General features: G+C 55.3%; 22 protein-coding genes and 1 pseudogene. 20 read left to right on the top strand and 3 right to left on the bottom strand.

The annotated features are described in order from the left end of the window. The first annotated feature begins 3 nt into the window (after positions 1–3). The 17 genes from FHP88_RS17680 to FHP88_RS17605 all read left to right on the top strand — a co-directional run bounded on the left by FHP88_RS17680 (position 4) and on the right by FHP88_RS17605 (position 11,792). On the top strand, positions 4–333 hold the full coding sequence (locus FHP88_RS17680; RefSeq protein ID WP_144360426.1) for a conjugal transfer protein TrbD: 330 nt from the start codon (positions 4–6) through the stop codon (positions 331–333). Continuing rightward, positions 321–2,744, top strand: a complete 2,424-nt coding sequence (locus FHP88_RS17675) for a conjugal transfer protein TrbE (RefSeq protein ID WP_144360425.1) — start codon at positions 321–323, stop codon at positions 2,742–2,744. The genes FHP88_RS17680 and FHP88_RS17675 overlap by 13 nt, the downstream gene beginning before the upstream one ends. After that, complete coding sequence (gene trbJ, locus FHP88_RS17670; RefSeq protein WP_144360424.1) at positions 2,702–3,532, top strand: P-type conjugative transfer protein TrbJ; 831 nt, start codon at positions 2,702–2,704, stop codon at positions 3,530–3,532. The genes FHP88_RS17675 and trbJ overlap by 43 nt, the downstream gene beginning before the upstream one ends. A 12-nt stretch (positions 3,533–3,544) precedes the next feature. Next, the gene (locus FHP88_RS17665; RefSeq protein WP_144360423.1) at positions 3,545–3,745 is read left to right on the top strand and encodes a hypothetical protein; all 201 of its coding nucleotides are present in this window, start codon (positions 3,545–3,547) and stop codon (positions 3,743–3,745) included. A 47-nt stretch (positions 3,746–3,792) separates the two neighbouring features. Further along, complete coding sequence (gene trbL, locus FHP88_RS17660) at positions 3,793–5,004, top strand: P-type conjugative transfer protein TrbL (RefSeq protein ID WP_144360422.1); 1,212 nt, start codon at positions 3,793–3,795, stop codon at positions 5,002–5,004. Positions 5,005–5,010: 6 nt separating this feature from the next. Continuing rightward, on the top strand, positions 5,011–5,694 hold the full coding sequence (locus FHP88_RS17655; RefSeq protein ID WP_144360421.1) for a VirB8/TrbF family protein: 684 nt from the start codon (positions 5,011–5,013) through the stop codon (positions 5,692–5,694). Continuing rightward, the gene (gene trbG / locus FHP88_RS17650; protein WP_144360420.1) at positions 5,691–6,518 is read left to right on the top strand and encodes a P-type conjugative transfer protein TrbG; all 828 of its coding nucleotides are present in this window, start codon (positions 5,691–5,693) and stop codon (positions 6,516–6,518) included. The genes FHP88_RS17655 and trbG overlap by 4 nt, the downstream gene beginning before the upstream one ends. Continuing rightward, positions 6,515–6,946 (top strand): hypothetical protein, encoded by a 432-nt coding sequence (locus FHP88_RS17645; protein WP_144360419.1) that lies wholly within the window; start codon positions 6,515–6,517, stop codon positions 6,944–6,946. Before trbG ends, FHP88_RS17645 begins: the two co-directional genes overlap by 4 nt. Then, the gene (locus FHP88_RS17640; protein WP_144360418.1) at positions 6,946–8,178 is read left to right on the top strand and encodes a TrbI/VirB10 family protein; all 1,233 of its coding nucleotides are present in this window, start codon (positions 6,946–6,948) and stop codon (positions 8,176–8,178) included. The genes FHP88_RS17645 and FHP88_RS17640 overlap by 1 nt, the downstream gene beginning before the upstream one ends. Before the next feature lie 9 nt (positions 8,179–8,187). Beyond that, positions 8,188–8,385, top strand: coding sequence for a carbon storage regulator (locus tag FHP88_RS17635; RefSeq protein WP_144360417.1), 198 nt, complete (start codon positions 8,188–8,190; stop codon positions 8,383–8,385). Positions 8,386–8,390: 5 nt separating this feature from the next. Then, complete coding sequence (locus FHP88_RS17630; RefSeq protein ID WP_144360416.1) at positions 8,391–8,864, top strand: helix-turn-helix domain-containing protein; 474 nt, start codon at positions 8,391–8,393, stop codon at positions 8,862–8,864. Between the two features lie 2 nt (positions 8,865–8,866). Continuing rightward, positions 8,867–9,559 (top strand): OmpA family protein, encoded by a 693-nt coding sequence (locus FHP88_RS17625; protein ID WP_144360415.1) that lies wholly within the window; start codon positions 8,867–8,869, stop codon positions 9,557–9,559. A 61-nt stretch (positions 9,560–9,620) separates the two neighbouring features. After that, positions 9,621–10,091: a hypothetical protein gene (locus FHP88_RS17620; protein ID WP_144360414.1), complete on the top strand. Its 471-nt coding sequence runs from the start codon at positions 9,621–9,623 to the stop codon at positions 10,089–10,091. A 29-nt stretch (positions 10,092–10,120) separates the two neighbouring features. Then, positions 10,121–10,270 carry a hypothetical protein gene (locus tag FHP88_RS19250; protein ID WP_186297780.1) on the top strand — a complete coding sequence of 50 codons (150 nt, stop codon included), beginning with the start codon at positions 10,121–10,123 and terminating at the stop codon, positions 10,268–10,270. 138 nt (positions 10,271–10,408) lie between these two features. Then, positions 10,409–10,624, top strand: coding sequence for an AbrB/MazE/SpoVT family DNA-binding domain-containing protein (locus FHP88_RS17615; RefSeq protein ID WP_144360413.1), 216 nt, complete (start codon positions 10,409–10,411; stop codon positions 10,622–10,624). Next, positions 10,621–11,046: a PIN domain-containing protein gene (locus tag FHP88_RS17610; protein WP_144360412.1), complete on the top strand. Its 426-nt coding sequence runs from the start codon at positions 10,621–10,623 to the stop codon at positions 11,044–11,046. Before FHP88_RS17615 ends, FHP88_RS17610 begins: the two co-directional genes overlap by 4 nt. A gap of 23 nt (positions 11,047–11,069) precedes the next feature. Further along, positions 11,070–11,792, top strand: coding sequence for a hypothetical protein (locus FHP88_RS17605; protein ID WP_144360411.1), 723 nt, complete (start codon positions 11,070–11,072; stop codon positions 11,790–11,792). A gap of 168 nt (positions 11,793–11,960) precedes the next feature. On the opposite strand, the gene FHP88_RS17600 is transcribed toward FHP88_RS17605, so the two are convergent. The 3 genes from FHP88_RS17600 to FHP88_RS17590 all read right to left on the bottom strand — a co-directional run bounded on the left by FHP88_RS17600 (position 11,961) and on the right by FHP88_RS17590 (position 17,523). Next, the gene (locus tag FHP88_RS17600; RefSeq protein WP_186297779.1) at positions 11,961–12,578 is read right to left on the bottom strand and encodes a methyltransferase type 11; all 618 of its coding nucleotides are present in this window, start codon (positions 12,576–12,578) and stop codon (positions 11,961–11,963) included. Then, complete coding sequence (locus FHP88_RS17595; RefSeq protein ID WP_260843356.1) at positions 12,575–13,936, bottom strand: DUF3560 domain-containing protein; 1,362 nt, start codon at positions 13,934–13,936, stop codon at positions 12,575–12,577. The genes FHP88_RS17600 and FHP88_RS17595 overlap by 4 nt, the downstream gene beginning before the upstream one ends. A 620-nt stretch (positions 13,937–14,556) precedes the next feature. Continuing rightward, positions 14,557–17,523 carry a Tn3-like element ISPa38 family transposase gene (locus FHP88_RS17590; protein ID WP_003100881.1) on the bottom strand — a complete coding sequence of 989 codons (2,967 nt, stop codon included), beginning with the start codon at positions 17,521–17,523 and terminating at the stop codon, positions 14,557–14,559. A gap of 158 nt (positions 17,524–17,681) precedes the next feature. Between FHP88_RS17590 and FHP88_RS17585 the strand changes: the two genes are divergently transcribed. The 3 genes and pseudogenes from FHP88_RS17585 to FHP88_RS17575 all read left to right on the top strand — a co-directional run bounded on the left by FHP88_RS17585 (position 17,682) and on the right by FHP88_RS17575 (position 18,608). After that, positions 17,682–17,972 carry a nucleotidyltransferase family protein gene (locus tag FHP88_RS17585; RefSeq protein ID WP_001247892.1) on the top strand — a complete coding sequence of 97 codons (291 nt, stop codon included), beginning with the start codon at positions 17,682–17,684 and terminating at the stop codon, positions 17,970–17,972. Continuing rightward, positions 17,969–18,178, top strand: a pseudogene (locus FHP88_RS17580) (DUF86 domain-containing protein); the annotation flags it as partial. The gene FHP88_RS17585 and the pseudogene FHP88_RS17580, both read left to right, overlap by 4 nt. Positions 18,179–18,251: 73 nt before the next feature. Continuing rightward, positions 18,252–18,608, top strand: a complete 357-nt coding sequence (locus FHP88_RS17575) for a cupin domain-containing protein (RefSeq protein ID WP_003465043.1) — start codon at positions 18,252–18,254, stop codon at positions 18,606–18,608. The last annotated feature ends 352 nt before the right edge of the window (positions 18,609–18,960 follow it).

Genomic DNA, 18,960 nt, shown 5'->3' with positions numbered 1-18,960 from the left:
CTCATGAAACAAGAGCAGGATTTAATCACCGTACCAATCCGCCGCTCTTTGACGCGACCCCGGCTTATAGCCGGAGCCGAACGTGAACTGTTTCTGTTCCTGGGTTTGATCTGCGCCTGTTTCATTTTCATTTTTATGAACTGGCCCAGTGCTTTTATCGGGATCTTGTTTTGGATCGGCGGCATATACGCCTTGCGCGAAATGGCGAAGGCCGATCCGATGATGTCCAAAATATACATACGACACCGGCAATACCAGGCCTACTACCCGGCGAGATCCCCAAGGACGGTCAAAGAGTCACAGAAAAGGAAGACTAAACCATGCTGGCGTTAAAACAATTTCGTCAAACCCTGAAGGGGTTTCCGGATCTCCTGAACTATGCCGCGGAAATCGAGGACGGCATCATCCAGGGGAAGGATGGTAGCTTTACGGCAGGCTGGATCTATCGGGGCGACGATCTATCCAGTGCCTTGCCGTCACAACGTAACGCCCAAGCGGCCCAGGTCAATACCGCGCTGTCTATGCTGGGATCTGGGTGGATGACGCACCATGACTGCATACGTACTCCGGTAGCCGCCTATGCCAACCGGGAGGCATCCCACTTTCCCGATCCCATCAGTCGCCTGATTGATGAAGAGCGTCGCGCGCTGTTCGAGCAACATGGCAACTACTACGAATCGCTCCACGTGCTGTTTCTCACTTATCTACCGCCCACCAGCGGCAAGTCAAAACTCCGAAACTACGTTTACGAGGAGGACGGTAAGACCCAAACGCACAGCGCGACGGCGGAGCTGAGGCGGTTCACGGCGACGGTTGCGGAGCTGGAAGACAGGCTAGGGGCCTTCTTCCAGATGACCCGCCTAAAAGGCCACGCTTTTGTCAGTGAGCAAGGGGAAAACCAGATCAGGGATGAACTGCTCTCTTATCTGCACTGGATCAGTACCGGCATTCGTCAGCCGATCAACCTCCCCAGCGTGCCGATGTACCTGGATACCGTCATCGGTAGCCAGGATCTTCGGGGCGGTATCGCGCCAATTGTGGGAGAGAACCATATTCGGGTAGTCGCCCTCGATGGGTTCCCCCAGGACTCCTTCCCCGATGTGCTAAGCCACCTTGATCAAGTACCGATCTCCTATCGCTGGAATACCCGCTTCATCTACCTGGAGGCCTATGAGGCGGAACAAGAGTTAGAGCGATTTCGCAAGGTGTGGGAACAGAAAGAACGCACCATGCGCGATCAGATGTTCAACACTCAGAACGGCAAGATCGACCTGGACGCCAGGGACATGACCAATGATGTGGTCAACGCTAAGGCGGAAGCTGCAAGCGGTATCGTGCGTTATGGCTACTATACCTCGGTCATTATTCTGATGGATGAAGATGTGGCCACCGTCGAAGAGTCGGCCAAGCAGGTCATCACGTTGATCCGTAATCTGGGCTTTGGCGCACGGCTGGAGACGATCAACGCATTGGAGGCGTGGTTGGGTTCCATGCCATCGCATGGTGTGCAGAATATCCGCCGCCCTCCGATGCACACCCTTAACCTGGCGCACCTGTTACCACTGACCTCGGTCTGGGCGGGTAGAGATCACAACCCCTGTCCGTTTTATCCACCCAAAAGCCCGCCGTTGATTTACGGGGCTACGGATGGCTCGACTCCGTGGCGCTTTAACCTTCATGTGGGTGATATCGGTCATACCTTGATGCTTGGCCCAACCGGGTCGGGAAAATCGACCAAGCTGGCCTTCATCATGGCGCAGTTTTTACGCTACCCCAACGCCACAATGTTTGGATTTGATAAAGACTATTCCGCCTACGCTCTGACCAAGGGTCTCGGTGGTGATCACTATGATATAGGCGGCGACGGGGCTGAGATTGCTTTTGCACCACTCAAAGACCTGCAGACCGAAAGGGATCTCGCATGGGCCTCGCAGTGGATTGAAATGCTGGTTGAGTTGCAGGGTGTCCAGTTGACCCCTCAGCATCGCAAGGAGATCCATCGATCTCTACTGCTGCTGAAAGGCTCCCACCATCAAACCCTGACCGACTATCACGCCACTGTCCAATCGCCAGAAATCAAGGACGCGATTGAACCCTACACCACGGAGGGACCATTCGGGCAGATGTTCGACGCCGAAAGTGACTCGCTGAAAGCGGGACACTTTCAGATATTCGAAGTCGGTCACTTAATGGGGCTCGGTGAGCGGGCGGTACTCCCGGCGCTGGATTATCTGTTTTACCGGATTGAAAAGCGCCTCAAGGGTCAGCCGGCAATGATCGCGTTGGACGAGGCCTGGGTGATGCTCGGGCATCCTGCGTTTAGAGCCAAGATCCGCGAATGGCTCAAAGTGCTGCGTAAGGCCAATTGCGCGGTGGTCCTGGCGACCCAATCACTCACCGATGCCGCCCACAGCGGGATTCTCGATGTGATTAATGAGAGCTGCTTGACCAAGATATATCTGGCCAATCCGCAAGCTCTGGAAGAGGAGTCCGCCGCGCTCTATCAGCGGCTGGGCATCAACAGTACACAGCTTAAGATAATCAGTCAGTTGACACCAAAACGGGACTACTACTATAGCTCGCCCCTGGGTCAACGCCGATACCGGCTTGACCTGGGGCCGTTAGCGCTCTCATTTGTGGCGGTGTCGGGCAAAGAAGAGGTCGCCCAGGTCAAACGCTTTGAAGCGCAGTGTGGTGATGGATGGCAATTGGAATGGATGAAAGAGAGAGGGGTACAAACATGAAATCGCATCAATTAGCGAGCGTATTACTGATCGGTGCCTTGATCCAGCCGGCGGCCTATGCCGGTGGTGGTGGACTCTCTGGCGGGGCGTTGGAAATCACCCAGATCGCCAACAATGCCGAACTGGTGGGGATCTATGGCGAGGAGGTGACCCAAGTCGCCAAGATGGTCGATCAGATCAACAATCAGATTTCCATGATCGCCAACCAGCTGAGCATGTATCAAAACATGCTCGATAACACAGGCACCCTGACCAATCAGGTTTGGGGCAATGTGTTTCCGGAGCTGCAGCAACTCGCCGCCGTGGTTCAGCAGGGGCAAGCTATTGCATACAGCATGAGCAACCTCGACGCCCAATTCAGTAGCCGGTTCCAGGGTTACAACAATTATGTGGCCTCATCCTATGGTCCAAGCAGCTATCGCGCCGATTACAAGGTCTGGTACACCACCCAGCGCGACGGCATTCACGGTGCCCTGAAGTCCGCCAACCTTCAGGCCAGCCAATTCAGTTCTGAGGAGGCCACCTTGAACCAGCTGGAAAACATGTCGCAAACCGCCACAGGCAGGATGCGGGCCCTACAGGTTGGCAACCAGATATCCATGCAGCAAGTCCGGCAAAACCAGAAGCTACGCGAGCTGGTGATGTCGCAAATCCAGCTGCAGGGCAATTACCTGGCCGGCGAAGCCAGTAAGGATGCCGCCCGCCAAGCCCGAACCGAAAAATTTTACGGTGGGCCGACCGGCACTATCGTAGGTGACGGAGCACAGTTCGGTCCTAGTAGCTTTTAAAGGGGAGCAACCATGAAAAAATCCTACGGCTTACTGCTTCTCTCCTTATTGTTGACAGCCGGTTGCGATAGTAACCCCGAGGCATCGGTCCATGTGGACGGCAAGATCGATGTGACCGTCAGGGAGGAGAAGCAAGAACCACCGAAGATCCAAAAAGATACCGGCGGAACTATCGTGGGCGATGGAAAGAAGTTTGATTCAAAAGACTTTTAAAGTTCTACCCAGCCAAAATACTTCATGCGTGAATAAAAGGACTTTCAATGACACGGAACGTACACCATTTATACCGTTATTTCTTGCTGATAGGATTATTGCTCGCGGCGGTACTCCCCAACATTGCCTTGAGCCAGATCGCTGAAAACAATCTACTCGATACCGTCGCCCTACAATACAAAACCGCCGCCGCCAGTTGGAGCACTGTTATTAGCAATGCAGCCCTCTGGCTGTTCTTTGCCTTGGCCCTACTTGAGATAGTCTGGACCGGGATCACCCTGGCCCTACGTGACCCTGAACTGGGCGAAGTGCTGGCGGAGATCACCTATCGGGTGATCTTTATTGGATGGTTTTTGACCCTGCTGCAGTTCGGCGGACAGTGGGCAAAAGATATCGTGGCCTCACTGGGCCAGCTGGGCGGACAAGCCAGTATAGACGGTGGCGGTATGGGCACAGTCTCTCCCTCAGATGTGTTTGATTCGGGGGTTTCACTGGCAAAGAAAATGTGGTCCACAATCTCATTTTGGGACAACACCACCGATTCGTTAGGCTTGATCCTGGCAGGTGGTGTCGTCGCCATCGTTTTTGCACTGATCGCCGCCAAACTGCTCATGGTGCTGGTGGAGATCTGGATCACCCTGTATGCCGGCATGATCCTGCTCGGCTTCGGGGCCAGCCGCTTTACCTCGGAGCATGCACTGAAATATTTCATCTACGCCTTCAGCGTGGGCCTGAAATATTTCGTCATCATTTTGATTATCGGCATCGGTCAATCCTTCGTAAATGGCTGGGTGGCCAACTGGAGCAATACCGATAACCAGGTGTTGGTGGCCATCGGTGTTTCGGTGGTTCTGTTGGCTCTGGTGGCCGAGATCCCAACCATCTTCCAAAACCTGGTATCGGGACTGTCCTTCAGTACCGGCGATAGCCTAATGCGCTCCTCCGGGCAGGTAGCAAGAGGCGTTGCGGGAGCCGGTGCCGGCGCGGTAGCGGCGGGTATTGGCTTGGCTGGCGGTGCGGCGGCGGTCAAGAACGCTGTACAACTCGCCCAAACGCAAGGTGCCACAGGTATGAGCGGGGTAGGGCGGCAAGCCGTCTCCAACCTGGTCTCTTCCATGAAAGAGCAGGGAGGAGAATCGGTACGGCGTGGCTCCATGGCTGGGCCGAAAAGCGGCATGAGTCATCGTATGGCGGATGCCATGAAAGCCGCTGAGAAAGAGTTGAAGGCAGGCAATAGCAACAGCATCGAGAAAGGATAACGGAACATGTCCACCACAGAAATCAACAACCCATACCTGAACGCCAGACGTGAGTGGAATGAGCGTTACGGCAGCTACATATCACAAGCGGCTACCTGGCGCGTAATTGCGCTTTTCGCCATGCTGTTGGCGATTATCTCGGTGAGTGGGGCGCTCTACCTGGCACAACAATCCAAGTTCATTCCCTATATCGTCGAGGTGGATCAGCTGGGCCGTGCCCATGCGGTCGGACCAGCGACGGAGGGCAGCAAGATTGATCCCCGCGTCACCAAGGCACTGCTGGCCCGGTTTGTTGAGAATTGGCGCAATATTACCATGGATGTCATGGTTCAAAAGAACCGTGCATTCGATCTTTACGCGCATCTGTCCACGGCCTCTGCCGCCTACATGACGCTCAATGAGTATTACCAGAAGAGCGACCCGTTCAAGCGAGCACAATCGGAACTGGTGAATGTCGAGGTCACATCGCTGCTCAGAATCGGTGAGGACATTTGGCAAGCCGAATGGACCGAAACCACACGCTCGCGCAAAGGCAAGATACTGCGCATCCAATTCTATCAAAGCGCTATGAAACTTTCTTATACCCATCAAGCAGACAATGCGGATCAACTCAGCACCAACCCGGTCGGGTTGTTCGTTGATGAGCTGTCTTGGTCTGAAATATTGAACACTCAAGGAGATCACCAATGAAACGGACATTCGCACTGGCCGCGCTCATGGCCCTCGCCTGCACGGTATCCGGCACCAGCCTGGAACCCAAAGATAAGGAGGCGCTGAAACTGGCGGCGGCTTGGATGAAGCATCCAATCACGCCCAAAAAGGCGGATAACGGCACTGTCATATTTCCTTACGGTGAATCCCTGCCAACCATCGTCTGCGCCCCACTGAGGCTCTGCGATATCGCCCTGCAGCCGGGGGAAACGGTCAAGCATGTCCGTCTGGGCGATACAGTACGCTGGAAGATATCGCCGGCAAGTTCCGGGCCGGAGATCGCGCCCACCACCCACGCGATCGTTAAGCCGCTAGAAGCTAATCTTGAAACGACACTGCTCATCACCACGGACCGTCGGACGTATCACTTGCGCCTGGTGTCCGACAAAAAGAGCTGGATGCCACAGGTCGCCTTTGAGTATCCGGAGGATCAAGAGCGGGCCTGGGCGCAATATGCCGTCCAGCAAAAGGAGCTAGAACAAAAGGAAAAACTCGAAACCATGCCACAGATCGGTATGCACATTGAAGACCTCAATTTCAAATATACGATTGAAGGGGATAGCCACTGGCGACCGGTCCGCGTCTTCGATGACGGTACTCATACCTATATCGATCTCCCGAGGGAATCAAAATTCCGAGACGCACCGATCCTGTTGGTCAAGGACGGGAAACAGGATCGCCTGGTGAACTACCGCATGCATGGGGAACGCTTCGTCGTGGACAGTCTGTTTGATGAGGCGGTGCTGATTTCCGGTGTGGGGTCTGAACAGCAGAAAATCACGATCAAGAGGACAGAGGGATGAATAAAGTCGCCATGCTAGGGATTAGTCTGGTCGCGCTGTTTATGGTGGGCTGCCAATCCGTCGCCATCCGGGACGACCTGGCGAAGGTCGAAGCCGGCAATGCCTCAACCATAGCGAAAGACTGGTCGGCGCTGATCGCCACACAGTTTAACGTATCCACGGTGTTTGTTTTGAAAGGGCAGGGCGCAATTGGTCAAGCCCTCGCTGAGGCGTTACGGAAGAAAGGCTACGGGGTTTCATCATTCAGTGAAGCGGAGGAGCTTCGCGGGACAACTCTGGAAGTCCGGACTGATAATATCGGTAAGAAGGGCGTCTTGGTATCGCTGGTGGTCGATAAAAACATTATCAACCGCTCCTATCGGCTGACCACGGAGGGAATGACCCCCAATAGCCGGTTTACTCAACTAACCTCGAAAGGAGGTGAGTAATGAGTATGGCGGCAGAAGAGACGCCGGCAGGAATATCTCTCCGGCCTAAACCCACCGGGATTAGACGCCTCAATAAGCTCCCGCTCTATATCGCTATCGGTATCGGCTCCTTGATTGTGGTGATGCTGGCCTACTCCATGAATCAGCGAAGTAAGACGATGTCCCTGGAAGAAAAGAGTAGCGAGGTGAGGCGTACCGCCGACACCACGGCACCGGGTAAGATGACTGGTCCTTACACAGGAGCGGAGATACCCGGACCTAAGGAAGAAGGGCCATCCGCGCCAAAAACCGACGTGCCGGCCTCTGCACAGCAGGCAACACCACCCGCACCACCGCGGCATCATAATCCGAGCCTGTTAGAGCAAGAGCGTGAACGCCAGGCGCAAAAGCGCCTGCAGATGAAATATGGCGCGTTGGAAGCGCCGACAGAGGTTTCATTTACGCGAGAGTTGGATACCGCATCAAGCAGTAACAGCGTCCGGAATGTAGACCCTCGCCAAGCCGCCTATGAGGCGGCCCTGGCGCGAGCCGGCTTGGGGGCCACCGCCGCCGGCGGTGCCGGGCTTGATCCAGCGGACCCGAACAACCAAGAGGGCAAAAACGCCTTTCTGAATCGCCAGATTCCTAAAACCCAGCTGCTGAACGGCAGGGACAAGGCGCTGTCGCAGTTGCTGATTCGTAGCGGCACCGTGATACCCGCCTCGATGATATCCGGGCTTAACTCCGATCTGCCGGGTGAAATCATTGCCCAAGTATCTCAAAACGTTTATGACACGGCCACGGGCCGCTATTTGATAATCCCCCAGGGTACCCGGCTGGTCGGCACCTATGACAGCCATGTTTCCTATGGACAGGATCGTGCCTTGGTGGTCTGGAAACGCTTGGTGTTTCCCGATGCCTCGGCTCTGGAACTGGGCACCATGCCGGGTAATGACATGGCCGGCTATGCCGGGTTCAATGACCAAGTGGACCACCACTATTTTCGGATCTTTGGCTCCGCCTTGCTGATGTCTGTTATCGGTGCTGGGTACGCCATTGCCAGTGAAGACAGCAGCAAGAACCAAAACGAAGAAAACGCACAAACAGCCATTGCGCGGGAAATGTCACAAACTTCGGATCGGCTACTACGAAAGAACCTCAACCTGCAACCCACCATCAAGGTCAGACCGGGCTATCGATTTAACGTGTTTGTGAATAAGGACATTCAGTTTAGAGAGCCGTATTCAGGCTAAGGAAAGACAATGTTGATTTTAAATAGAACTCCAATGCCAGGCGAGCGGGAGATTCACATCGGCAACGATGTGATCGTGACCGTTCTGCAGGTGACCGGACAAACAGTGAAGATCGGTATCACGGCACCAAGAGAAACCCCAGTCGCACGTGAAGAATTGCTAAACCAAGCTCATTCAAAGAAAAGATCGGTGAACACGGAGTGTTGAAACACATGGATAAGAGCAATGACACACAGCAAGTGAAACACACCATCAATCAGTTGATAACTTGCGATATAGAACAAGGTATCGATGACGCCATCGAAACACTGCAAATGACCGCTGAAAGATTGGAGTCATTGGATGATCCAGGCATAAAAAACGCCCTCAGGGCTCTGGAACGTTGTGCATCGAGGCTTGAACAGCATTATGTGAAAAATGATATGGCCAAGGCGAGAACAGCTCTTTATCTGGCGGCGGAAAAAGGCCTTGGAGTACGAGTTAGGCGACTACGTGAAGGCGTTGGATTTACTCAATCAAACCTAGCCGCCATGGCGGGAACCAATCAGGCCGTCATCCAAAAGATTGAGAATGGACACAGCACAAGGCCCCGCGTTCTCAGCGCAATAGCTGTGGCTTTGAATGTCAATCCCGCCTGGCTGCAATTTGGAGATGGCTTTGCTAATAAAGAGCCACTAGATCATTAACGATGAGAGATAACCTAGCACGGGAGACAAGGATTTTGCAGCCTAATCGACTTATAGCACCCTTGATGATTGCATTCTTAATCGGTGGTTGTACGACCACCGATCCTTACACGCGGGAAACCAAAACCAGTAATACCGCAAAAGGGGCCGGGATCGGCGCTGTTGCTGGGGGCATTATTGGTGCCCTGGTTAATAAAAAAGATCGGGGCAAAGGGGCGCTTGTCGGGGCTGCCCTGGGTGGCGCCGCCGGCGGCGGTATTGGTTACTACATGGATCAGCAGGAAGCCGAATTAAGGCGAGCCCTAGAGGGAACCGGGGTCAGTGTAACCCGTCAGGGTGAACACATAACGCTCAATATGCCTGGCAACATCACCTTCGACACGAATAGAACTGAAGTAAAACAAGCATTTTACCCGGTTCTCGATTCAGTCGGCATCGTGTTAGAGAAGTTCAATCGCTCGAATATCGAGGTAGCGGGGCACACAGACAGTACTGGGAGTCGGGAATACAATCAGCAGCTGTCCGAAAAAAGGGCCTCCTCTGTAGCACGATATCTTGAGAGCCAGCGTGTAGACCCCCGCCGCATATTTACACAGGGCTATGGTGAGACAAGCCCCGTGGCTGATAACACTACAGTCAGCGGCAGGAGTATCAATCGTCGGGTAGAGATTCAGATCCTTGCACCCAGAGCCTAGGGCAGTGGAACCCTAAACCAACAATATCAAGAAGTACGTACCAACAAAAAGAAAAGGAACTATGGACAATAATATTGATGCGTACAGTACGCCCAGTATGCCATTAAGAAAGGCCTGGCTATTCTATGGACTGGCCTGGCTTGCCCTCACTGGCTTGTGGCTGATAATGGGAGCCATAGAGTTCATAGCCGGAACGAACCTTCCGGGGCTGTTTATCCTGCTGCTAATTGGATACCTGGCCATCGGCGTTACACTGAACATCAAAGTACTTCGGCAACTGGTAGTCTGGCACCCGATGTACAACACCATTGATAATACCGCGAACGCAAAAACCCATATGTTCGTCCTATGGCCATTTACCTACCCGTATCTCTTCATCCAGATGGCCGTCAGCACCCACCTGTGGGCCCAGCAAATACCTGTCCCCTGCATAGGCCATCAGGACATGCAAAAAGCAGCGATGAACAATCAGGCGCTGAGATTATGGAATCTAAATCGGTTGATATTGTTACCTTACGAATGGAGCAAGTGATGGAAAACGATACGGGGGATTCTCTTATCATGGTTACCTGGACTGGTATGGATCATGTTCAGTATGAGGACGAATGTACTTCGCTGGAGAATGCGCGATCTCGTGCTGTTACGGTATCGGAACATGGCGGTCACTCGATCTCAATTACAGATGAAGACGGTGTCGAATATCCTTTGTAATCCGCAATATCAAGGAGGGGAGAAACTTGGTAATCAGAGACTTAGCCGCGCTTCTGGGAAAAAAAATTACTTTACTATTGCGCAATAGTAAAGGCTTTGCTATCTTTACTATGCCAATTATGTAAAGAGGTTAATTATATGCCACGGGTCAGCTCTAAACGGCAAATTACACTGCCCATAAATCAGTGCGAGGCGCTGGGAATAGAACCAGGTGACGAAGTAGAGAGCTTTGTGGCCGATGGTCAGCTCACCATTATCAAGAAGGTCCGAGGTGCAGCCAAGGGACTTTTGCGTGAAGTCCAGGCTAATCCAGCCATGACCGATCAAGAATCACTGGAAAGCGCGCTGAAGTGATCGCCATAGATACCAACGTACTGTTGCGGTATCTGCTAGAGGATGATGCCGCCCAGTCAGAGAAAGCCGGGAAATTGCTTTTAGGAAAACACCTGGTTTTAATTACCGATGTCGTGTTAGTAGAGACAATTTGGACGCTACGCGGGAAAAAATACCAACTCAGTAAGACTGAGCTGATCACGGTGATTAAGGCTTTATTCCAGGAGCCGAACATTCGTTTTGAAGACGGTCAGGCTGTATGGATGGCGTTAAATGATTATCGGAAAGCAAGGCCGGTAAAAGGCAAAGAGGCGGATTTCGCCGATGCCCTGATTATCCATAAGGCTAGGCTGGTAGCAAAACAACAGAATCAGCAGTTCGATGGATCATATACCTTTGATCTTGCTGCGCAGTCATTACCAGGAGCCAAGGCTCCAAGATGAAACAGAAAAGAGGGACTTGATCGATGTCTAACGCAGATTCTGACTTGTGCAATAAATCCGTCCAGGAAGTCATTGATTTATTAATGGAGATCGAAGATAAGTCCCTACCATTTGAGATAGTGGTCTGGGATCTGAATGGGTTTAATTTGGACTATTCAGAAGCGCGACTGGTGGAATTGTTTAACACAGATGGCTCACCGTCCCGCCTAGAGATAAGTATAAGTCTGACCGAAGAGCATGAGCCTCACGAGGAGCAGCCCGAGCCGCGGGTCATTGATTACTGTGGGCAACAGATGGAGATAGCCCCCTACGAGGCTAATCACCGCCCTGAGGCGCAAGCTTGCATAATCGGTGGGGTGCCGATCAATCCTACTCTAAGGCCCGGATTCGATTCAACGCCTAATGAGGAGCGCGATCCGCTGGAAACGAGCGATTGGTGGGATCGTCCATTTATTCAAGCCGTGTCGTGGGCAGACATGGCAAGTTCATATTCCGCCTATCTTGAGCGCACGAAAAATATTCCAGATTACGCACCGACTCCCCAGGTTGTGTTTGAGGCGGAGCAAGAAGAAAGGCGGGAGAATTGGCATGAGCATTGGCCCTCTGGCATCCGTTATGATGTCCGTTGCCTAGATGGTGGAGCATGGGATCGTTCTACGAACTGGGGATCATATGCTACTTTAGATGAAGCTCTTGCTGTTGCAAGGAGTGGGTCTGATCTGCAAAGAAGCACCCATGCCGAATGAATCAGATTAGCGGATTACGCCTAGCGCTTCTAGAAGCTCTACGGTCGCTGTGCAGGTTATTGATTTATAGATAGCAAAGCCCGCAGAATATGGGATAGATTCTCCTGGAAAAGGGCGCAAAAGAGGAAAAATGCGAATAGCATCCCCAGTCATCGGCTGGGGATTTTTTTATCGCTTAATGCGAATAATCTTGGTCCTGACAGCGGCGGTCGGGAAAACGTCTCGACCTAAATACTCCATCACTTCTGCCTCTTCATGCTCATAGGTCGAAGGTACCAGGGCCACCAGAGTGGCCATATCATGGCCTCCACGTCCCAGCAGCCGAAGCGCCGCCGCCATATGCTTTTTCACGTGCCGAAAAGGGGGATTCATGATTATCCGGGGAAATTCTATTTTCCCGGCCAACTCGTCGGTGTAATCCAGAAAACAGCGGCTGATTGGGTCTATACATTGATCCCCCTTAAACCGCTGCCTGATCGCCTGGCAAAGCCCATAATGCCGCTCTATCGCCACGGTTTCCCGGGGTGAATGACCCGCGTCATACAGGGCTTGTATCAGGTTTCCGGTGCCGGCTTGCGGATCAACGGTCAAATAGTCACCCACTGGCCCCAGATACTCGACCATACGCGTCGCCACATCGAGCGGGGTCACATGGCATTCGGTACGACTATCCACCTCCACGACTTCAGGAACCCGCAGAGGGTCTAAACCCTCTGCAAAGCCCTGGCGCTTGGTGACAATCATATAAGATGGCTTATTAGGCCGCTTATAGACTGATCGTTTCACGCGACTACCTCCTCGTAACTAACCGCCTCGGATTCCGGCGCATCATGCACCTTTGAATCATTCAGGAAAACACTGACCAGGCCGCCACCATTTTTATGATCAAGACAGGTCTTAAATCGAAATTGACCACACCGGGATAACCTTACACCGCGATAATCGGCATGGATTTTAGAATACTCCGCTTTGGTCATTTCAACCTGGGGATAGGTATTCACCCGTCCGTACATTTCCGCCTCGATGGTGGCACATTTGAAATTCAGAATGGCCGGTGCTTTCGGCTTCGCGGCTGGCACCTCATAGCCGACCGACTCCATCAGGTCACGCCATCCATCAAGCGACAAATCAACCTCTGTTCCCTCGGCAATGTGCAGGGGCAGGGGAACAACAGAGGAAACAGAGAACCCCTGTTCACTTTTTTTAGCCTTCGGACAATCCGCGCCATGGGTCCGGCAAAACGTTTGCAGTACCGCGGGGGTGATAGTACCGGTGAAGCGCACTACTGGCCCCAACTCGGAGCGCTCAAAGTCCAAACGATTCAGGATGTGACTGATCCATCGGAACGTATAGGGATTATTGGCCTGATATTCGTGAAACTTGAGGCAAATATCCACCACATCATCTGGGTTGATCTTTTCATCACGCAACTGTGACCACAAAGAACCCTCGTCACGGGTATGGGGCGCAGCGCTACCGCTTTTTAACTGCGCACCCGCATAATGCAGCACCAGGTCGGTATACTTCTCTGACCCTTTCTTTCGTTCGATCATATGCCATAACTCGGTGCATAGGTTTGCATGGTTAAGCCGCCGTTGCCGGTCGCGCAGCTCCGTCAACAAGGTATTAATCCGCCTTGCCCTTACCCCTGGATCAGCCTTCCTGTTGGCGTGTCGCTCAACCCCGGTTGCCCGGTAGTTCCAATAGCTAACTGCCTCCTGTGCCCGGATCGCTCGATCCATCGCGTTGTGCATCTTCTCCTGATCCTTACGCGCTTTCCGCTCTGAATGATGGCCTACCAAGATAGGCTGACCGTAGGCAAATCGCTCGGAGATCCGGTTAGCCGCGGCATGGAAACCACTCGACTCTGCAGCCCGTTTAATGGCCAGATGGTCCAAGCGTTCCGCCTTGGCCTCTGCCCGTTCTACCAGCGTGGTCTGTTCTGCGGTGATCTCTCCCGCCAGCTCGATACAAAAATCCTCTCTATCCGGTGTCCACATCGGGGCGACAAACAGCTCTTGCTTGGGTGCCCACTTAAAACCCATGTCCTTTACTCGGTGGTACAACTCTTCATCCAGACGCTCGCTTGCATAAAGGCGTAGCTTGTTATCTTCGGCGCTGTAGGTGGCATCTATTGAAATCATGGTTTTGATCCTCGCTATTGATGTTGTTCCAAACACCCCATCCCTCTGGGGTTGAGAAACCCCAAAAACCGAGCGAAGCGAGGTAGAGCAGTGGGCTTTACCGTGTCAAGGCAGGGGGGACCACCCACCCATAGCAAAGCGGAGGGCAAGCGATAGCGCCGTGTTGCAGCGAAGCATGAGCGAAACATGGGGGATGCCTGGACTAAGGTCAAACCGCTGCTAATCTATTTTCTACCCAGAGGGATAATCCAGAAAAAAGCCAGGCGCAGCCCACCGACCCCAAAGGAGGACAGTTGCAGCGCATCTGTTCGACGAATCAATAAAAAGCAAAGCGGCAGTCTCGAATGAGTCTGCTGCCTCCATATCAACAAGCGGAGCGCGTAGGCATTAGGGATTGAAGTGGAAACCGTGTTGCAACGGTAAACCCGGCCCGGCGGGAATGCTAGGCATCAAACATTACGATACGCCATAACGCAAAAAACCCGGCAATGAGGAGCCGGGCAAAAGGCAGATCCAGGAATTTTATTACTCTTTTTCTGCGAAGAAAGGATGAATCCGGTGGCCAAAAAAGATAATCACTCCAAAGAGGGGTCGTCTCAGAAAACGGAAAATAAAGCACGCTAAGCCGGTTGCAGCGGCCGTAGCGGCCTGAACTTGCCCGCGCCGATCTTGGCGCTGCTGCGCCAGAGGTAATCGCCGGTCAGGTTGATGTGCTCCCAGCCGAGCGGCGACAGGTACTGCAACAGGCCGTCATCGACGGCTTGACCGTGGCCACGCAAGGCGTTCGCGGCCCGCTCCAGATAGACCGTGTTCCATAGCACGATGGCCGCCGTCACCAGGTTGAGGCCGCTGGCCCGGTAGCGCTGCTGCTCGAAGCTGCGGTCGCGGATTTCCCCCAGGCGGTTGAAGAACACGGCGCGGGCCAGCGCGTTGCGCGCCTCGCCTTTGTTCAGCCCGGCATGCACGCGGCGGCGCAGCTCGACGCTTTGCAGCCAGTCCAGGATGAACAGTGTGCGCTCGATGCGTCCCAGCTCACGCAGGGCGACGGCCAGGCCGTTCTGGCGCGGGTAGCTGCCAAGCTTCCTGAGCATCAGCGAGGCCGTCGCCGTGCCCTGCTTGATCGAGGTGGCCATCCGCAGGATTTCATCCCAATGGGCGCGGACGTGCTTGATGTTGAGCGTGCCGCCGATCATCGGTTTCAACGCCTCGTAGGTGGCATCGCCCTTCGGGATGTAGAGCTTGGTGTCGCCCAGGTCACGAATGCGCGGGGCGAAGCGGAAGCCCAGCAGGTGCATCAACGCGAAGACGTGGTCCGTGAACCCTGCCGTGTCGGTGTAGTGCTCCTCGATCCGCAGGTCGGATTCGTGATACAGCAGGCCGTCGAGCACGTAGGTCGAGTCGCGCACGCCGACGTTCACGACCTTGGTGTGGAACGGCGCGTACTGGTCGGAGATATGGGTGTAGAACGTCCGCCCTGGGCTGCTGCCGTATTTCGGATTGATGTGGCCGGTGCTCTCGGCCTTGCTGCCGGTGCGGAAGTTCTGGCCGTCCGACGATGACGTGGTGCCGTCGCCCCAATGCTCGGCGAAGGGATGTCGGAACTGCGCGTTGACCAGCTCGGCCAGTGCCGCCCCGTAGGTTTCGTCGCGGATGTGCCAGGCTTGCAGCCAGGCCAGCTTGGCGTAGGTCGTGCCGGGGCACGATTCCGCCATCTTGGTCAGGCCCAGGTTGATCGCGTCGGCGAGGATCGTGGTCAGCAACAGGTTTTTGTCCTTGGCCAGGTCGCCTGACTTCAGGTGGGCGAAGTGCCGGGTGAAGCCCGTCCATTCGTCTACCTCCAGCAGCAATTCGGTGATCTTGACGTGCGGTAGGATCATCGCCGTCTGGTCGATCAGGGCCTGTGCGGTATCGGGCACCGCCGCATCGAGCGGCGTGATCTTCAGGCCCGACTCCGTGATGATGGCGTCCGGCAGCTCGTTGGCCAGCGCCATGCGGTTGACGGTGGCGAGCTGCGTTTCCAGCAGCGTCAGCCGGTCATGCAGGTACTGGTCGCAATCGGTGGCCACGGCCAGCGGCAATTCGCTGGCCTGCTTGAGGCTGGCGAATTTCGCGGGCGGCACCAGGTAGTCCTCGAAGTCCTTGAACTGGCGCGAGCCTTGCACCCAGATGTCGCCGGAGCGCAGCGCGTTCTTCAGCTCCGACAGCGCGCACAGTTCGTAGTAGCGCCGGTCGATGCCGGTGTCGGTCATCACCAGCTTCTGCCAGCGCGGCTTGATGAACTCGGTCGGCGCGTCGGTGGGCACCTTGCGGGCGTTGTCGCTGTTCATGCTGCGCAGCACCTCGATGGCGTCGAGTACGTCCTTGGCGGCGGGCGCGGCCCGCAACTTGAGCACGTCGAGAAATTCCGGCGCGTAGCGGCGCAGCGTGGCGTAGCTCTCGCCGATGCGGTGCAGGAAATCGAAGTCCTCGGGTTGCGCGAGCCGCTGCGCTTCGGTGACGCTCTCGGCGAAAGCATCCCAGGACATGACGGCCTCGATGGCGGCGAACGGATCGCGGCCCGCTTGCTTGGCCTCGATCAGCGCCTGGCCGATGCGCCCGAACAGCCGCACCTTGGCATTGATCGCCTTGCCGGATGCCTGGAACTGCTGCTGATGCTTGTTCTTGGCGGCATTGAACAGCTTGCCCAGGATGCGGTCATGCAGGTCGATGATTTCGTCGGTGACGGTGGCCATGCCCTCGATGGCGAGCGCCACCAGGGTCGCGTAACGCCGCTGCGGCTCGAACTTCGCCAGGTCGGCGGGCGTCATCTGGCCGCCCTCGCGGGCGATCTTGAGCAGCCGGTTCTGGTGAACCAGCCGCTCGATGCCGGAGGGCAGGTCGAGCGCCTGCCACGCCTTGAGGCGTTCGATGTGTTCCAGCATGTGCCGCGAGTTCGGTTTGACCGGGGATTGCCGCAGCCAGGCCAGCCACGTCGTCTTGCCGTTGTCGCGGCGCTTGAGCAGATCGTCGAGGCGACGGCGATGCACGTCCGTCAGCGGCTCAGCCAAGGCGTCGTAGAGACGCCGGTTGGCGCGGGTAATCGCTTCGGCGCTCGCCCGCTCGACGGCGTTGAGGGCGGGCACAATGACCGACTGCCGCCGCAGGTGCTCGATCAAGGCTCTGGCCAGCACGATGCCCTTGTCGGTTTGCATGGCCAGCTCGGTCAGCAACTGGACAGCCTGCCGGTAGTGGCCAATCGTGAACGGCTGGAAGCCGAACACCGTTTGCAGCTCGACCAGGTGCTCGCGTCGGGTCTGCTCACGCTGCCCGTACTCGTCCCAGCTTTCGATGCCGACCTTGAGCTGGTTGGCGACCAGTCTCAGCAATGGCGGGAACGGTGGCTCATCAGCGCCAAGGATGACGCCGGGAAAGCGCAGGTAGCAGAGCTGCACCGCGAAGCCCAGCCGATTGGCCGGGCCGCGCCGCTGCCGGATGATGGAGAGGTCGCTTTCGCTGAACGTGTAGTGACGGATCAACTCATCCTTGGTGTCCGGCAACGCCAGCAGGCTTTCGCGCTCGGCGGCGGAGAGGATCGAACGGCGGGGCATGCGGTTTCCTTCTTCTTGAAAACGTAGGTTTGTGACAAGCCCGCCAAGGCAACCGGCGCGGCACGGGAATCAAGGCATTGCGATTCTCGAAAATAGTTCTTGAAATTCTATTCTTGATTGCATATCATCTCAACGAGTTTCGATAAGAAAGGATGCCCATGCGACCGTCTGTTGTGCTTGACATGAAGCGAAGCGCAGTGCGTGAAGCGGTAGGCCGCTTTCGCGCCGCGAACCCGCGCGTCTTCGGCTCGGTGCTGCATGGCACCGACCGGGATGGCAGCGACCTCGACCTGTTGGTCGATGCGCTGCCCGGTGCCACGTTGTTGGACTTGGGCGATTTGGAAGAAGAACTGAAATCGCTGCTCGGCGTTGACGTCGATCTGCTGACTCCCGGCGACCTGCCGCCGAAGTTCCGGGCCAAGGTGCTCGCGGAGGCGCAACCGATATGAGCGAGAACCGCCTGCCCGATTACCTCGACCACATTCAGCAGGCCGCAACCGATGCGCGCAGCTTCGTGGAAGGGATGGCCAAGGACGACTTCTTGGCCGACAAGCGCACCCAGCAGGCCGTCATCATGAGCCTGATCGTCATCGGCGAGGCGGCCACAAAGGTGATGGATGGCTACGTCGAGTTCACCCAGGCGCATGCCGACGTGCAGCCTCCCGTTCAAATTCGAGTTAGAACTCATATCCAGCCTGTCTGGGGGCACTGTGAAAGAGGGATCTCCGATGACTGTTGAATCGAGAATATTTTCTGTAGCCGAGTATGTTCAGCCGTCCGAAGGCGAGCCTATTCGTTCCGTTGTGCTTGAAACCCGAGACTCAATTATCGTGGTTTGGCATGTCCATCCCGGGCAGGAAATTGCGGCTCACATTCATCCTCACGGCCAAGACACGTGGACTGTTTTGTCGGGAATGGCTGATTACTTTCAGGGCAATGGGATTGTTCGTGCCCTCAGGGAAGGTGAGATAGCCGTGGCAAGACCGGGCCAAGTGCACGGGGCGCGAAATACAGGTACCGAGCCATTTGTGTTCGTCTCGGTTGTGGCATCAGCCAATGCCGGTTTCGTATTGGCTGAGCGATAGAGCCCAATCTCTGGAGTTGGTCCAATGAGCGGTCGGGGAGATAGGTAACAGACATGCAGCGGACACGGCTGCTAAACCAGGTCGCAAACCTCCTTGCGTCGCAGCGTGCCGCAAGCGACGCGATCAATCGAATGGGGTCGGCATGAGACTGAACACCATCCAGTTCCCGACCGCGTAGCCGCCTGTCCTGCCGATCAGGTCTTGACCATCGACGCCTGGGATCAGTCCTGAATGTTCTTGGAGACCACTACGTTATGAGCCGCAGCCGCCGCAAAACACCCATCGTCGGGCACACGACCTGCGGCAGCGAGCGCGAGGACAAGAAGCTCTGGCATCAGCGCTGGCGCACCCG

The organism is Sedimenticola selenatireducens, assembly GCF_007625115.1.
Lineage (GTDB): Bacteria > Pseudomonadota > Gammaproteobacteria > Chromatiales > Chromatiaceae > Sedimenticola > Sedimenticola selenatireducens_A.
The sequence above is the reverse complement of the archived record's forward strand: the minus strand, read 5'-3'. Positions and strand labels throughout refer to the sequence as shown.

Bases quoted from the DNA above. Each gene is read 5' to 3' on its own strand.
- FHP88_RS17590 (WP_003100881.1), bottom strand. From the start codon at position 17,523: ATGCCCCGCCGTTCGATCCTCTCCGCCGCCGAGCGCGAAAGCCTGCTG.
- FHP88_RS17675 (WP_144360425.1), top strand. From the start codon at position 321: ATGCTGGCGTTAAAACAATTTCGTCAAACCCTGAAGGGGTTTCCGGAT.
- FHP88_RS17620 (WP_144360414.1), top strand. From the start codon at position 9,621: ATGGACAATAATATTGATGCGTACAGTACGCCCAGTATGCCATTAAGA.
- trbJ (WP_144360424.1), top strand. From the start codon at position 2,702: ATGGCAATTGGAATGGATGAAAGAGAGAGGGGTACAAACATGAAATCG.
- FHP88_RS19250 (WP_186297780.1), top strand. From the start codon at position 10,121: ATGGTTACCTGGACTGGTATGGATCATGTTCAGTATGAGGACGAATGT.
- FHP88_RS17680 (WP_144360426.1), top strand. From the start codon at position 4: ATGAAACAAGAGCAGGATTTAATCACCGTACCAATCCGCCGCTCTTTG.
- FHP88_RS17625 (WP_144360415.1), top strand. From the start codon at position 8,867: ATGAGAGATAACCTAGCACGGGAGACAAGGATTTTGCAGCCTAATCGA.
- FHP88_RS17635 (WP_144360417.1), top strand. From the start codon at position 8,188: ATGTTGATTTTAAATAGAACTCCAATGCCAGGCGAGCGGGAGATTCAC.
- FHP88_RS17630 (WP_144360416.1), top strand. From the start codon at position 8,391: ATGGATAAGAGCAATGACACACAGCAAGTGAAACACACCATCAATCAG.
- trbL (WP_144360422.1), top strand. From the start codon at position 3,793: ATGACACGGAACGTACACCATTTATACCGTTATTTCTTGCTGATAGGA.
- FHP88_RS17640 (WP_144360418.1), top strand. From the start codon at position 6,946: ATGAGTATGGCGGCAGAAGAGACGCCGGCAGGAATATCTCTCCGGCCT.
- trbG (WP_144360420.1), top strand. From the start codon at position 5,691: ATGAAACGGACATTCGCACTGGCCGCGCTCATGGCCCTCGCCTGCACG.
- FHP88_RS17595 (WP_260843356.1), bottom strand. From the start codon at position 13,936: ATGATTTCAATAGATGCCACCTACAGCGCCGAAGATAACAAGCTACGC.
- FHP88_RS17605 (WP_144360411.1), top strand. From the start codon at position 11,070: ATGTCTAACGCAGATTCTGACTTGTGCAATAAATCCGTCCAGGAAGTC.
- FHP88_RS17655 (WP_144360421.1), top strand. From the start codon at position 5,011: ATGTCCACCACAGAAATCAACAACCCATACCTGAACGCCAGACGTGAG.
- FHP88_RS17645 (WP_144360419.1), top strand. From the start codon at position 6,515: ATGAATAAAGTCGCCATGCTAGGGATTAGTCTGGTCGCGCTGTTTATG.
- FHP88_RS17585 (WP_001247892.1), top strand. From the start codon at position 17,682: ATGCGACCGTCTGTTGTGCTTGACATGAAGCGAAGCGCAGTGCGTGAA.
- FHP88_RS17575 (WP_003465043.1), top strand. From the start codon at position 18,252: ATGACTGTTGAATCGAGAATATTTTCTGTAGCCGAGTATGTTCAGCCG.
- FHP88_RS17665 (WP_144360423.1), top strand. From the start codon at position 3,545: ATGAAAAAATCCTACGGCTTACTGCTTCTCTCCTTATTGTTGACAGCC.
- FHP88_RS17615 (WP_144360413.1), top strand. From the start codon at position 10,409: ATGCCACGGGTCAGCTCTAAACGGCAAATTACACTGCCCATAAATCAG.